This window comes from Microvirga aerophila (assembly GCF_003332305.1).
Lineage (GTDB): Bacteria > Pseudomonadota > Alphaproteobacteria > Rhizobiales > Beijerinckiaceae > Microvirga > Microvirga aerophila.
This window is the reverse complement of the sequence record NZ_QOIO01000001.1, coordinates 135,484-150,001: the sequence shown is the minus strand read 5'-3', so window position 1 is coordinate 150,001 and position 14,518 is coordinate 135,484. Positions and strand designations below refer to the sequence as shown.

12 protein-coding genes and 1 pseudogene are annotated in these 14,518 nt (G+C 60.3%); 3 read left to right on the top strand and 10 right to left on the bottom strand.

Translation table 11 applies throughout. The features are described from left to right. Nucleotides 1–163 precede the first annotated feature (163 nt). Nucleotides 164–1,595: pseudogene (locus tag DRB19_RS00695) on the top strand (IS1182 family transposase). Between the two features lie 351 nt (nucleotides 1,596–1,946). On the opposite strand, the gene DRB19_RS00690 reads toward DRB19_RS00695, so the two are convergent. The 8 genes from DRB19_RS00690 to DRB19_RS00655 form a co-directional block, all read right to left on the bottom strand. After that, nucleotides 1,947–2,615 carry a 3'-5' exonuclease gene (locus DRB19_RS00690; protein WP_114184096.1) on the bottom strand — a complete coding sequence of 223 codons (669 nt, stop codon included), beginning with the start codon at nucleotides 2,613–2,615 and terminating at the stop codon, nucleotides 1,947–1,949. Further along, a complete protein-coding gene (locus tag DRB19_RS00685) occupies nucleotides 2,616–4,445 on the bottom strand; it encodes a DUF294 nucleotidyltransferase-like domain-containing protein (RefSeq protein WP_245439208.1) in 1,830 nt (609 codons plus the stop codon). Nucleotides 4,446–4,498: 53 nt separating this feature from the next. Then, nucleotides 4,499–6,193: a cation acetate symporter gene (locus DRB19_RS00680; RefSeq protein WP_114184094.1), complete on the bottom strand. Its 1,695-nt coding sequence runs from the start codon at nucleotides 6,191–6,193 to the stop codon at nucleotides 4,499–4,501. Then, nucleotides 6,193–6,498, bottom strand: coding sequence for a DUF485 domain-containing protein (locus DRB19_RS00675; RefSeq protein WP_114184093.1), 306 nt, complete (start codon nucleotides 6,496–6,498; stop codon nucleotides 6,193–6,195). Before DRB19_RS00675 ends, DRB19_RS00680 begins: the two co-directional genes overlap by 1 nt. Before the next feature lie 25 nt (nucleotides 6,499–6,523). Continuing rightward, nucleotides 6,524–8,494: an acetate--CoA ligase gene (gene acs, locus DRB19_RS00670; protein ID WP_114184092.1), complete on the bottom strand. Its 1,971-nt coding sequence runs from the start codon at nucleotides 8,492–8,494 to the stop codon at nucleotides 6,524–6,526. Nucleotides 8,495–9,125: 631 nt separating this feature from the next. Then, nucleotides 9,126–10,151 carry a class 1 fructose-bisphosphatase gene (locus tag DRB19_RS00665; RefSeq protein WP_114184091.1) on the bottom strand — a complete coding sequence of 342 codons (1,026 nt, stop codon included), beginning with the start codon at nucleotides 10,149–10,151 and terminating at the stop codon, nucleotides 9,126–9,128. A 445-nt stretch (nucleotides 10,152–10,596) separates the two neighbouring features. Further along, a complete protein-coding gene (locus DRB19_RS00660) occupies nucleotides 10,597–10,875 on the bottom strand; it encodes a GNAT family N-acetyltransferase (protein ID WP_114184090.1) in 279 nt (92 codons plus the stop codon). A 316-nt stretch (nucleotides 10,876–11,191) separates the two neighbouring features. Continuing rightward, nucleotides 11,192–11,740: a transglutaminase-like cysteine peptidase gene (locus tag DRB19_RS00655; protein ID WP_276330588.1), complete on the bottom strand. Its 549-nt coding sequence runs from the start codon at nucleotides 11,738–11,740 to the stop codon at nucleotides 11,192–11,194. A 6-nt stretch (nucleotides 11,741–11,746) separates the two neighbouring features. Between DRB19_RS00655 and DRB19_RS30960 the strand changes: the two genes are divergently transcribed. Both DRB19_RS30960 and DRB19_RS00650 read left to right on the top strand, forming a co-directional pair. After that, a complete protein-coding gene (locus DRB19_RS30960) occupies nucleotides 11,747–11,902 on the top strand; it encodes a hypothetical protein (protein WP_245439205.1) in 156 nt (51 codons plus the stop codon). A gap of 217 nt (nucleotides 11,903–12,119) precedes the next feature. After that, nucleotides 12,120–12,662 carry a sugar O-acetyltransferase gene (locus DRB19_RS00650; RefSeq protein ID WP_114184088.1) on the top strand — a complete coding sequence of 181 codons (543 nt, stop codon included), beginning with the start codon at nucleotides 12,120–12,122 and terminating at the stop codon, nucleotides 12,660–12,662. A gap of 29 nt (nucleotides 12,663–12,691) precedes the next feature. On the opposite strand, the gene DRB19_RS00645 is transcribed toward DRB19_RS00650, so the two are convergent. Further along, nucleotides 12,692–13,168: a heme-degrading domain-containing protein gene (locus DRB19_RS00645; protein WP_114184087.1), complete on the bottom strand. Its 477-nt coding sequence runs from the start codon at nucleotides 13,166–13,168 to the stop codon at nucleotides 12,692–12,694. Nucleotides 13,169–13,217: 49 nt separating this feature from the next. Further along, nucleotides 13,218–14,456: a glycerate kinase type-2 family protein gene (locus DRB19_RS00640; RefSeq protein ID WP_114184086.1), complete on the bottom strand. Its 1,239-nt coding sequence runs from the start codon at nucleotides 14,454–14,456 to the stop codon at nucleotides 13,218–13,220. Nucleotides 14,457–14,518: the final 62 nt, after the last annotated feature.

Sequence of the window (14,518 nt, the reverse complement as noted above, 5' to 3'; positions counted from 1 at the left end):
GCCGAGGCTCTACCGCCCGGCGCGACGCCGACGCTTGAAGGATCTGTCCTCCGAAGGCCTACATCCTGATTTGCGGCTCCTGAGAAGGAATGTCGGCAATGAGGCGGAGTCTGTGTGGAAACGCGCTGATCTGGTAGACTTTTCACCAGATCCAGGAGGCCCGATGGCTCGCTTCATCGAAGGCAAAGACCGCCGGCAGACGCTGCTCCTCCCCGAGTGCCTGGACGACTACGTGACGCAAGACAATCCGGTCCGGGTGATTGATGCCTTCATCGATGAACTCGATCTCCAAGCTCTCGGCTTCACCCGGGCCCAGCCTGCCGCCACAGGACGCCCCGCTTACCATCCAGCCATTCTCCTTAAGATCTACGTTTACGGCTATCTGCACCGGGTGCCCTCCAGCCGTCGCCTCGAGCGTGAGGCCGGTCGCAATCTTGAGCTGATCTGGCTCACCGGCCAGCTCGTGCCCGACTTCAAGACCATCGCCGACTTTCGACGCGACAACGCCGCGGCGATCCGCGCCACCTGTCGCCAGTTCGTGGTTCTGTGTCGAGATCTTGGTCTGCTGGCGGGAAGCGAGGTGGCGCTGGATGGTTCGAAGTTCAAAGCGGTTAACAACCCGGATCGCAACTTCACCCGCGCGAAGCTCGCCCGACAGATGGCGAAGGTCGAGGCGAGCATCGCGCATTATCTGGAGGCTCTTGATCAGACGGATCAAGCCGAGGACGAGAGTACTCCCACCCGGGTGGACAGGCTGCACGAGAAGATCGCTGCGTTGCGTCAGCGCATGCAGGGGCTCCAGGCTATAGGCGAGCAGCTCGAAGCCAGTCCCGATCAGCAGGTTTCCCTCACCGATCCTGACGCCCGCGCCATGCCGACCCGCACCGATCCACGCGGGGTCGTGGGCTACAACGTCCAAGCCGCCCTCGACACCCAGTACCATCTCATTGTGGCGCACGAGGTGACCAACCGGGGCTCGGATCGGCACCACTTCGCCACGATAGCCAGGCCAAGACCGCCATGGGCGCCGAGGCGTTCACCGTGCTGGCAGATCGCGGCTATTATGCTGGCGAGAAGATCCTCGACTGTGAACGGGCAGGCGTCACCCCGTTGGTGCCCAAGCCCTTGACCTCGCCAGCCAAGGCCGACGGCGCTTTGGCAAACAGGACTTCACCTACGAGCCGGAGGACGACACGTATCGCTGCCCAGCAGGCGAGAAGTTGACCCGGCGCTTTGCCTCCGTCGAGAAGGGCATGACGATCCATGTCTACTGGACCACCCGGTGCGCGAGCTGTGCCCTCAAGGCGCAGTGTACGACGGGCCGGGAGCGGCGGATCCGGCGCTGGGAGCATGAGACGGTGCTAGACGCCATGGAGGAGCGGCTTCGGGCACGACCGGATGCCATGCAGGTGCGCAAAAGTACGGTTGAGCATGCCTTCGGCACGCTCAAGGGCTGGATGGGTGCGACCCACTTCCTCACGAAAGGCCTGAAGAGCACGGCGGCTGAGATGAGCCTTGACGTGTTGGCCTACAACATGAAGCGGGTGATCGGCATTCTGGGCGTACAGCCGCTCCTGGCCGGGATTAGGGTGTGAGGGACACATCGCTGTCCGTCTGTGCAAGACCGGCACGAGCCATCAGCATGAGCTCATCCGCGCGTTTCCACCCAGCCTCCGCTCGAAAGCGGACCTCAACACGGCCACGCTTACTAGACCGATTTTGACCCAGCTTGTGTAAAAACGTGAACAGGTCTGGTCTTAACGAACAATTTGTACAATTTTCAGCCCCATATAACGCGGTATCTCCTCGATTCAGCCTCGCAAGACATAAAATTGCGCCGCCGAGCGACACGTCAGCGTTTTGACACGACCAAGACCCAAGGCGGACCTTCGAGCCGTTTCCGGGCTCCTTGAATGCTTGGGCCAAATTCTCGGGAATGATCCTCCTCAAGCGCCAATCGGCGCAACCTGACGCACGATCCGTGTGCGGCTAAGGCGAGTGCCACGCTTCTGCATGTCTTGGAGCTGAACGTACATCATGGCCGTCATAACCGTATCATTGAACGCGTCATGCTGCTCAAGGCTTGGGATACCAAGATCCGCAAGAATGGAGGCGAACCGCAGGTCGAGCACCGTCCCGGGTGGAGCGCCACTGTATTTCAGGGCGTAATACATGGAGGACACCTCGATGCGACGGTTCGGAAGCTTCGCCTCGATAAAGCGGAGGATATATTTGTCCAGCATGCGGATGTCGAAGTCGACATAGTAGCCGACGATCGGCCGTCCACCGATAAACCGGAGAAGCTCGGGAAGCACCTCGTGCATGGCCCGTCCCACCGCCACATCCTGGGCTCGGAGCTGATGCACCTTGATCGACGTGGAAGTCGGATCCTTGTCGGGCCGTATGACGGCCCTGAAGGGTGTGCTCATCATGATGCGACGGTCGCGGACGATCAGCGCCGCGATGGCGATCACCTCATCGGTTCTTGGATTGAGCCCTGTGGTCTCGCAATCGAGAACGACGATCTCGTCAGGAGGGCCAGGCTCGAACAGAAATCGATAGGAGTGATCTCCCAGGGAGACGCGATAGAACATATTCCGCAACCAGCGCATCATTCAGAATGCCCCGAGAGTGTAATGGATGCGGACCAGTTCGCGGAACTGGCGGACGACCCGGAGGGCATCCCGGAGCATATCCCGGTCCACTGTGGTGATCTCGTCGAGCCGCACGACGGACTCGGCTCCGATGGTTCCCCTGTGCAAGGCGCGCAATTGCGACCTAAGACGGAATTCCATGAAGGCATGAAGCGCACTGGTCAATTCAAGGCCGAACTTGGTGTCTAGTGACCCCGTCCGGACCAGAGCATCGATGCGCGCGGCTGTCGGATTGACAAGGATGCCCTTGTCGATTGCCAGCGTCCGGACACCATGCACGATAGGGAATGTGCCGGCTCTCTTGAGATCGATCTCGCCGGAGCCGACACCCACCGATGCCATGATCGTGCTGAGGACACCAAGGTTCGGGGTCGTGAAGGTCTCGATCAAGTGTGCGAAATGCGCCAAGAGGGCAGCCTCGCCGCGCATGAGATCGATGAGCGCTTCCTTTGCTCGGACGACAAGGTCCGGGTTCCCAGCGACCGCCACCGCGTCGAAGAAGATGGCGATGTTCATGGCGGCTGCCGCATCGCGGCTGAACACCCAGGCCTTGAGCTGGCGGATAAAGCCCTCGACGGTCTGCGACCAGACCGGGTTGCGAACCATGACATTCCCGGGGCAGGGCGGGAAACCAAACCTGTCTAACGCGCCGGAAAAGGCCTCGCGGAACTGCACGAGGTCACCATCTGGAACCCCCTCGGCAAGAAGAAGGGCGTTGTCCTGGTCAGTCCGCACGGTTTGCTCGCCACGCCCTTCCGAACCCATCAGCAGCAGGCAGCCATTCTGTCGGATGGCCGGTGGGGCCACCATCTCAAAGAGCTTTCTGAACAACCGTCGGTTCAAGTCTGAGGTGATTTCGGCGATCAGGTCAACCTTCAACCCCTGCCGATGGAGCAGCTCGACTTGGCCCTGGATGTCACAAGCTGCGCCCGCCAGGTCGTCGAGGTTGCGGGCGCGATCAATTCTTCCAGGGATGAGTTGGGAGTTGCCGGCCAATAGCCCCAGGATGTCGATGTCCTCGAGGAAGCCGACATAATCGCCGTCCGACCGGATTGCGAGACGCCGCTTGTTGTGCTTCGTCATCAAAAGCAGCGCGTCAAAAATGAAGTCGCTCCCGTCGACCGAGACAACATCGAAATGGCAGACCTCCCGGACCGGCGTGTCGAGCGCAAGTCGACGCAGGACGACTGCTTTCGACAGGTTCATGCCCGTGACCACGCCAACCCGCTGTCCATCCCGCACGAAAAGGGCATTGATGTCATTGTCCTTCATGCAGTGCCCGGCCTGCTCGATGGTGGTCGCACCATCGACAAAGACGGCGCCCCCTTGCCGCGCCTCGCGGATGCGGGCCCGCAGCACGCTCTCGACTCCCTCTGTTTTCCTCTGCTGGGCAAAAGCATCGAGCTTGCGGGATACATCCGCATAGAAAAAGGCCGCGAAGGCTGCGTTGTGACGGATGAGATCAAGAACAACGTTGCGGGGGATCAGGTAGCAGAGCGTCTCCTCCACCGCGACGAAGTCTTCACCTGCCGCTCCGTGCACAACGGCACGCGAGTCAAAACTGTCTTTGGGGCCGAGCACGGCCAGGAGTGTGTTTCCGTCCCGAACCTCGACGGCTCCCTTGATGACGATGTGCAGCAGGTCCGACGCATGTCCCTGCCGGACGATCATCTCATCGGGGCTGAAATACCCGATGTCGAGCACCGCCCTGAGCTCCTCGACCTCCTGATGTGCGAGCCGGTCGAACGGCGGATTGGCGGTGTCGAAGCCCTGCATGGATTGACCTGGCATGGATCGCGAGCCCTCCGCCGTTGATCAACCGGAAGGTGGAGATCTCCTAATCGCTAGTGCACGTGGGCAGCAGTGGCGCCGATGCCGGTCTCGGATCGAACATATTGGGCATCAAACGCCTCGATCTCCGCCTTCGCCCGTTCGCTGGCGTCAAGCTTGGAAAAAGCCCAAATTCCGAGGAACGCGATCGGCATCGAGAAAATCGCGGGGTTGTCATACGGGAAGATTTCCTTTGGAAAGCCGAAGGTTTGCACCCAGACGGCCTTGCTCAGCACCACCATCACGACGGCGCTGACAAGTCCAAGGAGCCCGCCGGCCAAAGCACCCCGGGTTGTCGTTCCTTTCCAGAGAATGGACATGAGCAGAACCGGGAAGTTGCAGCTCGCGGCTACCGCAAAGGCGAGGCCCACCATGAACGCCACGTTCTGGTTCTCGAAGATGTAGCCCAGGATAATGGCGACGATCCCGATCGCGATCGCCGAAATCTTCGAGATCCTGACCTCCTTCTGTTCGGAAACACGGCCGCGTGCGATGATCTCCGCATAGAGGTCGTGGCTGACGGCAGAAGCGCCCGCAAGGGTGAGCCCAGCGACAACGGCAAGGATGGTCGCGAAGGAAACGGCGGAGATGAAACCGAGGAAGAGCGAGCCGCCGGTGGCCGCGGAGAGATGGACCGCGGCCATGTTCGTTCCGCCGATCAGGTCCTTGACCTTGTCGTAAACTCCGTTCGGGCCGACTTTGAAGTAACTCGGGTCGTTCATCAGGAACGTGATCGCGCCGAAGCCGATGATGAAGGTGAGAACATAGAAATAGGCGATCAGGCCAGTGGCGTAGAATACCGATTTCCGAGCCGCGCGGGCATCGGACACGGTGAAGAACCGCATCAGGATATGCGGCAACCCGGCCGTCCCGAACATAAGTGCAAGGCCGAGCGAGATGGCCGAGATCGGGTCGGCCACGAGGGCGCCGGGAGCCATGATGGCGTCGCCTCTCGGGTGGATTGCAACGGCGTCCGCGAACATTGCCTCAGGGCTGAAGGTATATCGCCAGAGGACCATCAGGGCAATCAGAGTTGCACCGGCAAGGAGAAGGCACGCTTTGATGATCTGGACCCACGTGGTGGCTTTCATGCCGCCAAACACAACATAGACGATCATCAGCACGCCGACGATGACAACCGCGTACAGGTAGTCCAGGCCAAACAGCAGTTCGATGAGCTTACCCGCACCGACCATTTGCGCGATGAGATAGAAGGCAACCACCACAAGCGTACCGACCGCCGACAGAATGCGGATCTGGGTCTGGTCGAGACGAAACGAGGCCACGTCGGAGAACGTGAATTTGCCCAGGTTCCGCAAGCGCTCGGCGATGAGGAAGAGAACGATCGGCCAGCCGACCAGGAATCCGATCGAGTAGATCAGACCGTCGAAGCCGCTGGCAAAGACGAGACCTGAGATGCCGAGGAAGGATGCTGCCGACATATAGTCGCCGGCGATGGCTAAGCCGTTTTGCATCCCGGTGATGCCACCGCCCGCCGCATAGAAATCCGCGGCAGTCTTGGTCTGAGTGGCTGCCCGGTAAGTGATCCCGAGCGTGCCGAGCACAAAAAGCAGAAACATGACGATCGCGGCCCAGTTTAATGGCTGCTTCTGGACCGCGCCCAAGTCTGGACCCGCTGCAAGGGAACTCGAGAGAACGGCATCGACCACGAGAACAGCCGCGACCGCGATGATGGGGAGCCTGCGCATCACATGAACTCCCTCGTGAGATTGCGGGTCAGTTCGTCAAACTCGCTGTTTGCCCGGTAAACATAGATACCGGTCAGGACGAAGGCGGCGACGATAACGCCGAGCCCAAGCAGAATTCCCAAGGAGGTGACGCCGTCGCCGACCTTGATGGCGAGGAGGGGCTTGGCAAACGCCACGAGGAGGATGAACCCGAAATAGATGACGAGCATCACAATGGTCAGAGTCCAGGCGAACTTGGTTCTCTGGCGGACAAGCTCCTGAAACCTCGGGCTTTGGATAACTCGGTCGTAGTCACGGGAAGCCATGGCTGGAACCCTCTATCAGAGACGGTCAACGAGTTTTGTTCTGGCGGTTCTCCACGAGGTCGTCGACGATGGCCGGATCGGCGAGGGTCGAGGTGTCGCCGAGATTGCCAGCTTCGTCTTCGGCGATCTTGCGCAGGATGCGGCGCATGATCTTGCCCGAGCGGGTCTTGGGCAGGCTCGGCGCGAACTGGATCAGGTCGGGCGAGGCGATCGGGCCGATCTCGCGGCGCACCCAGGCGACCAGTTCCTTGCGCAGGTCCTCCGACGGCTCCTCGCCCGCCATCAGGGTGACATAGGCGTAGATGCCCTGGCCCTTGATGTCGTGCGGGTAGCCGACCACGGCGGCTTCCGACACCTTCGGATGGGCCACGAGCGCGGATTCCACCTCCGCCGTGCCCATGCGGTGGCCGGAGACGTTGATCACGTCGTCCACGCGGCCGGTGATCCAGTAATAGCCGTCCGCATCGCGGCGGCAGCCGTCGCCCGTGAAGTACTTGCCGGGATAGGTGGAGAAGTAGGTCTGCACGAAGCGCTCATGGTCGCCATAGACAGTACGCATCTGGCCCGGCCAGGAATCGGCGATCACGAGATTGCCCTCGGCCGCGCCCTCCAGCACCTTGCCGTCCGCATCCACCACCTGCGGCTTGACGCCGAAGAACGGACGTGTGGCCGAGCCGGGCTTGAGCTTCGTGGCGCCGGGGAGCGGCGTGATCAGGATGCCGCCGGTCTCGGTCTGCCACCAGGTGTCGACGATCGGGCAGCGGCCGTCGCCGACCACACGATGGTACCATTCCCAGGCTTCCGGATTGATCGGCTCGCCGACCGAACCCAAGAGGCGCAGCGACTTGCGCGAGGTCCTCTTCACCGGCTCCTCGCCCGCCTGCATGAGCGAGCGGATCGCCGTGGGGGCGGTGTAGAAGATGTTGACCTTGTGCTTGTCGATCACCTCCCAGAAGCGGGAGATCGACGGATAGGTCGGCACGCCCTCGAACATCAGCGTCGTGGCGCCGTTCGCCAGCGGCCCGTAGAGGATGTAGGAATGGCCCGTCACCCAGCCCACATCGGCCGTGCACCAGTAGATGTCGCCGTCGTGGTAGTCGAACACGTGTTGGTGCGTCATCGCCGCGTAGACGAGATAGCCGCCCGTGGTGTGCAGGACGCCCTTCGGGGTGCCGGTCGAGCCCGAGGTGTAGAGGATGAAGAGCGGATCCTCCGCGTTCACCTCCTCATAGGGGCACTCGTCGGACACGAGCTCGGCGGCCTCGTGGTAATAGACGTCGCGGCCCGGCACCATGTTGACGGCCGATCCCGTGCGGCGCACGACCAGCACGTGATCGACGACGCCGGCGCCGACGCGCTCGATGGCGGCGTCCACGTTCACCTTCAGCGACACCTTGCGCCCGCCGCGCAGGCCCTCGTCGGCGGTGATGATGAAGGCCGACTTGGCGTCCTGGATGCGGCTCGCCAGCGAATCCGGCGAGAAGCCCCCGAACACCACCGAGTGGACCGCGCCGAGCCTAGCGCAGGCGAGCATGGCATAGGCCGCTTCCGGGATCATCGGCATGTAGATCGTGACCCGGTCGCCCTTCTCGACGCCGCGGTTGCGCATGACGTTGGCCATGCGGCAGACCTCATCGTGAAGCTCACGATAGGTGATCGTCTTCGACTCGGCCGGGTCGTCGCCTTCCCAGATGATCGCGACCTGATCGCCACGGGTGTCGAGGTGCCGGTCGATGCAGTTATAGGCGACGTTGGTAACGCCGTCCTCGAACCAGCGGATCGCGACGTTGCCGGGGCCGAAATTGGTGTTCTTGATGCGGGTCGGCTGCTTGAACCAGTGAATGCGCTTGGCTTCCTCGGCCCAGAAGGCCTCCGGATCCTTGATGGAAGCCTCGTACTTCGCGCGATAGCCGGCATCGTCCAGATAGGCGCGGTGGCTCCACTCAGACGGCACGTCGTAAATGTTTCCGGCGGAGTTAAAGGCCAAGTTGCTCATGGTCCTAGCCTCCTTGAGCGCCTCTTCCGGAAGCGCGTTTCCGTCCGGATTGTCCGTCGACGAAACTCAAGCAGAGCTTGGGCCGGGTGACACCCAGGCGTTGTTCTGTCGGCGTGCGTCGTGTGACAGTCGGCCATAGCCGACTTTCCTGCCGAAGAATTATTCAATGTAGACCAATTCCGCAGAGCTTGGGTGGTTCCGAGGCTATTGAGAGCTTGGGTGGTTTCGAGGCTATTGTCCCGATTGGCCAGGTTACCGAGCGCCACCCTTGGCCATAGGATCCGACAGTGAGCCTAATCGAGCTTAGCCACACGAACGTCGCATACCGAGGTGCGATGCCGGAATTTGCGGGATAACTGCCTACTCACGTACGACGCAGCGGTAGCAGAAGGTTCGGACGCGGTCGATGTGGATGTCGGCTCCTGGCACGGGGCTGACCTTAGCCTTACTTCCGCACTGCTGGGATCAGCGGACCTTCGTTCAGGCCTGCGGTACTACCGAGCTTGACCCCAATTGGCTCGCACGTTTCTGTCGGTTGTCATAGACAGTAGACGTTGCATCAACACTCAGGCGCCATACACGATTGCGATGTCACCAGAAGGCTCAGCCCTTCGAGGGCAGTCGTCGCTTGTTACCCAGTCGAAGCGGTGTCCTCACGATGATAGCAGGTGATGCGTTCCACCTCTTCACGAGAACCCAGGATCACACCAACACGCTGATGCAGCCCCGTTGGTGTGATATCAAGAATGCGCCGCAAGCCGTCGGTCGCTGCCCCACCTGCCTGCTCGACCAGCATACCGATGGGATTGGCTTCGTACATCAGGCGCAGTTTGCCCGCCCTGTCCGTGTGTCGGGCATCCCACGGGTACAGGAACACGCCGCCTCGTGTCAGGTTCGAATGCACGTCGCCAACCATTGAGGCCATCCAGCGCATGTTGAAGTCGACACCCCGCGGCCCTGTCTGGCCGACCAGACATTCGTTGATGTAGCGCTGAACTGGTGGGGCCCAGTGACGGGCATTGGACATGTTGATCGCGAACTCCCGCGTGCTGACCGGAATGCTCATTCGCTCATGGGTCAGCATCCAGGATCCCATCTCGCGATCAAGGGTGACGCCAAACACTCCTGTTCCGACCGTCAGCACAAGGACCGTTTGGGGTCCGTAGATCGCGTATCCTGCTGCCACTTGGTTGCGTCCCAGTTGCAGAAAATCCTGTTCAGTCACTTCTCGTCCGGATGCCTCCTCGGGCGCGCGAAGGACTGAGAAGATGGTCCCGACAATGCCGTTGACGTCGATGTTGCTGGAGCCGTCAATCGGGTCATAGACCAGCTGATACTCTCCCTTGGGGTATCGGTGGGGGATGAGATGGATGGTCTCCATCTCTTCGGACGCCAAGGCGGCCAGATGGCCACCCCATTCGTTGGCTTCGAGAAGAATATCATTTGAGATGACATCGAGTTTCTTTTGGATCTCACCCTGAACATTCTCGATGTCGAGTTGGCCGAGCAGGTTATCCAGAGCGCCCTTGCCGACCGTGTGGCTGATGAGCTTGCAGGCTCGGGCGACCACCTCGATCAGCAGGCGCAACTGTGCAGGCATGGCCTGTTCTTGGTGCTGCTGTTCGACAAGAAACTGTGTCAGGGACTTTCGCTTCATCGCAACCCTATGGTGGGGCGGGCTGTAAAGTGGGCCCCTACAAGATCATCGGCTAGCGGACAATATGTATCTGATCAGCCGCCCGACCAGGATGGGGTGTCTGTCTCCTACGGGGCATGCTCTCGAGAATACGGCCTTGGCTTTGAACTGGTGATGGACTACCCGGGCCGCGGTTGAGCGACTGAGGGACCAACATTGTCACAATTGCCCACAGGTATGTGATTAAGTTTCGCAGGCCGACAGGAGACGAAGGGGCCAGAGGCGATCGGCCTGCCACTTACATGCCGCTGCCAGGTTGCTCGGGGCTCCAGTTCAGGCGGCTGGTCGGTATTTCAAAGACTGAAGCAGGCGTCTACAGATCGACACTCAAGCCTGAAAGTCTCACGCCAAGATGTGCAGTGGCAGTGGGAACCTCAACCCGCAAGTGTCTCCTAAGGTGAGCTTCTCAACCAACCACCAGATCCGAGTACTCCGGGTGACGGCTCACCCAAGCAGCCATAAAGGGGCACTCGGTGACGACCTTTCGCCTGCTGTCCCGGATCGACTCAAATACCCCTGTGGCCAGCTTGGATCCGATGCCTTGACCGGAGAGTTCCTGGGGAACTTCGGTGTGGACGAGAATGGTCATCTCACCTTGCATGCGATAGGCGGCCACCGCGATAGCATCCCCGACCGGAAGCTCGAAGCGATGTTGGGCCGGATTGTCGATCACGCTATCCTTCATAAGAGCGCTCCATTGCATGAGTTGCCAGCAGTGCATTTTCCATCAGCACCGTCGATCTGACATTCGGCTTCGGATTAAGATCCTGTTTCTTGCTAGGCGCGAACCTCTGAGTGGCGTACAGGCTGCGGTCAGCATTAGAGGATCACCTCCGGCGCCATTGTCATCCCTCAACTATAGCTCTTTGTTTTGTATACTCAGCGGTATGAGTCTGTTCCGACAAGCGTCAAGGTTTCAGCGCCGATTCACAGAGTACTTCCGGGATCGTCTATGAAGCTGACCATGTCGACGGCCAGCCAATCCTGAAAATTGTCACCTTCTACCGGTTGGCCGTCACGATAGGCGCTATCCTGTCTCCGAGCCAAGCCCATGCCGCGCTATCATCGCCCTCGCGCTTCACATAGCGGTACCCGGACTGTTGCCAGGCAAGGACGGCATCCCGTTTATTGTCGAGAATGAAATCGCCGTGATCCGTACGGGCCATCAGGACCGCGTGCCCCTCACCCTGCTCATCAACCACGACTGTCATTCGCAGGGCGCGCCGGACCAGACCCGCTTCGATCAGAAGCTTGCGCTTGAGGAGCTGGATATCCTCACAGTCGCCGAGCCCATCATCGGGATAGTCCCAACGGTCCACCACGCCCCAGTGATCCCGATCCGTCACAGGCAGGATTGTGCGGTTCACGCGCTCGTTTACCTCAACGAGGCTGGACCAGATGTCTTGGCTTAAGCGGACGACAGAGGGTTCAGAGGCGTCAACGGTGCACTCTTGAGCCAGTTGCTCACAGAACATGAGCCATGCCAGCGTCGGTTCTGCCGGCCCGCTCTGAAGAAGGCTGTCACTCGCTGCCGGTAGGCTCGTAGGCAAGAGGGGTTGAGACTTAGCAGTAGCGGGCTCGACAGCAACAAGACCCAACAGGGCAGCAGCAACAAGGCCGACCCGGCGCAACGCATGCCGGAAACAATCATCGTGCTGGTCGCTAACGTCCTGATCGATGTCCCGCTGCATGCCTCGCTCGCTTGGCCATGAGCCTTTGCCACGGCCCAGGACAGTAGACATGCTTTCGATCTCGACAGTAATCTCAGGCGTGCTGAGTTTTTGGCCGCAAGATGCGGTGTTATCGCGCTTTTGCCCAAAAGCTCCGCATATGGAGCATTTCTCACGAGCGGTACGGTTTGGAAAATGCAAATATTGTGTCTCGGCGCTGTCGAGCCAGGTAAGCGGGATCAAACGGTGAGGAAGAAACATGACCCGCAGTGAAAAAGAGAAGATGCTGGCAGGCGAATTGTACAATGCAGCTGACCCGGAGATCCAAGCTGATTTGCTGGCCACCGGGGCCTGGCTGAAGCGGTACAACGATACATTGGGACAGTCGCCCGAACAGTGGCATGCGCTTCTCGCAGAGCGGTTTGCAGAGGTTGGGCCCGGAGCCGTCATTCGCCCGCCCTTTCACTGCGACTATGGCTTCAACATCCGGATGGGAGCCAATGCCTTCCTCAACTTCAACTGCGTCATCCTTGACGTGGTGGAGGTGACGATCGGCGAAGGCACGCAGATCGGACCTGCGGTCCAGATCTACACCGCCGACCATCCGCGCGATCCTGAGCAGCGCCGGGCGGGCCTGGAGTTCGGGCGTCCGGTCCACATTGGCCGCAATGTCTGGATTGGGGGTGGAGCGATCATCCTCCCGGGAGTGACGATTGGCGACGATGCCGTCGTCGGCGCGGGCAGCGTCGTGACGCGAAACGTTCCCGCAGGTGCCACGGTCGTAGGACAACCGGCCCGTTGAGCTTTCGTCCGGTCGCGATCTGAAGCATGTTACGTTGTCAGCTGTGCGATGATCTCTCTGATTGACACAGTGACCAAGCGATGGTCCTCAAGTTGAGGGAGGCCGCTGACAACTACTGCGCCAATGCAACCTGTATCCCTGACGAATACAGGGAACCCGCCGCCGGCTGCAGCATAATCCTGCTCGGAAAGCCCGTAGCGTTGCAGAAATGGGCGCCCCTGTTGCTCTGCCTCTACGGACATATAGAGGGAGCTGTGGTGGAACCGCTGCACAACCGCCCGCTTGCGGCGTATCCACTCGGCATTGTCGGGGGTCGCACCCGGCAATGCGGCAAAGAACAATTGCTGTCCGTTTCGAGATATCTCGATCGCAATCGGAAACGCCCCAGTCTGAGCACGCTGATAGATGCGACTGCCGAGCCTCCAAGCGATGTCAGAGCTAAAGGACGGAAATTGCAGCTCCTGTTCCTCCGCCAAGAGCACCTCAAGAGCATTGCTGTCATTCATCACTCATCCCCAGGCTGCTGCGTTTCATCGCATGAGACGTCAATTTCGGTTATCTGATCAGAATAGCCCGGAAGTCGTTGACGTTGGTCAACGTAGGACCGGTCATGATAAGCTGACCCAGCTTGGAGAAGTAGCTGTAGGCATCGTTATCCGCCAGGAACGAGGGGGCATCCAAAGCAAGGGTTGCGGGAGATAGACCACCATTGTCGAACCACGCGCCTGCATTATCCTCAACTCCATCAATGCCGTCCGTGTCGCAGGCCAGAGCGGCAACGTTGGGCAGGTCGGACAGTGCGAGTTGCAAAGCCAGAAGAAACTCAGTGTTCCGGCCACCGCGTCCATTCCCACGAACAGTGACTGTCGTTTCTCCGCCCGAGAGAAGGACGCACGGCTTAGTCGCCGGTACGTTGTGATCACTCACCGATCGTGCGATTCCGGCAAAAGCCTTCGCAACCTCGCGCGCCTCGCCTTCAATCGCATCCCCCAGGATCAGCGTTCCAAGACCTAACTCCTGAGCTCGCAGCTCGGCCGCCTTCAGAGCCATCATCGGTGTTGCCAGAACGCAGACGTCGTTTTCGGTCAGTTGATAGGGCAACCGACAATTCTCGGCGATCGCGTCCTTCATGGAGGTGGAGATCTCGATCTTGTACCGCTCAAGGATCGAGAACACCTTGTCGGCATTCTGCTGCTCGAGCATGCTGGGACCGGAGCCGATGCTGGCGGGATCATCGCCAGGGACGTCGGAGATTACATATGTCACGACCCGGGCCGGCGCCGCCGCCAGAGCCAACCTGCCGCCTTTGATACGCGAGAGTGACTTGCGCACCTGGTTCATCTCGTGGATGGGCGCCCCTGACCGCAGGAGGACTTTTGTGACACTCTGCTTGTCCGCCAAGCTTATGCCCGCTGCCGGCAAAGAAAGGAGTGCGGATGCTCCTCCCGAGATCAGGCAAATGACGAGATCATCAGGCCCCGCGTTGGAGGCCCGCTCCAGAATCCTCTCTGCCGCGTCAAAGCCCGCCTTATCCGGAACAGGATGCGCGGCCTCGACGATCTCAATCTGCTGTGTGGCCGCAGCGTGACCGTAGCGGGTCACCACAAGACCCTCACAGGGGTATGGCCAGGCGGCCTCGAACGCCTGCGCCATTCTCGCCGACGCCTTGCCGGCCCCGAGCACGATCGTGCGGCCTTTGGGCGGGGCCGGCAGGCAGGAAGCGAACTTGCCATCGGGGAATGCAGCTGTCAGTGCAGCGTCGTACAACGAGCGAAGTATTCCGACATTATCCATTATTGGGGCCTCTTCCGACCTTCACAATCAGGATCCGGTTAGCTCTCCATTTCACACAACCG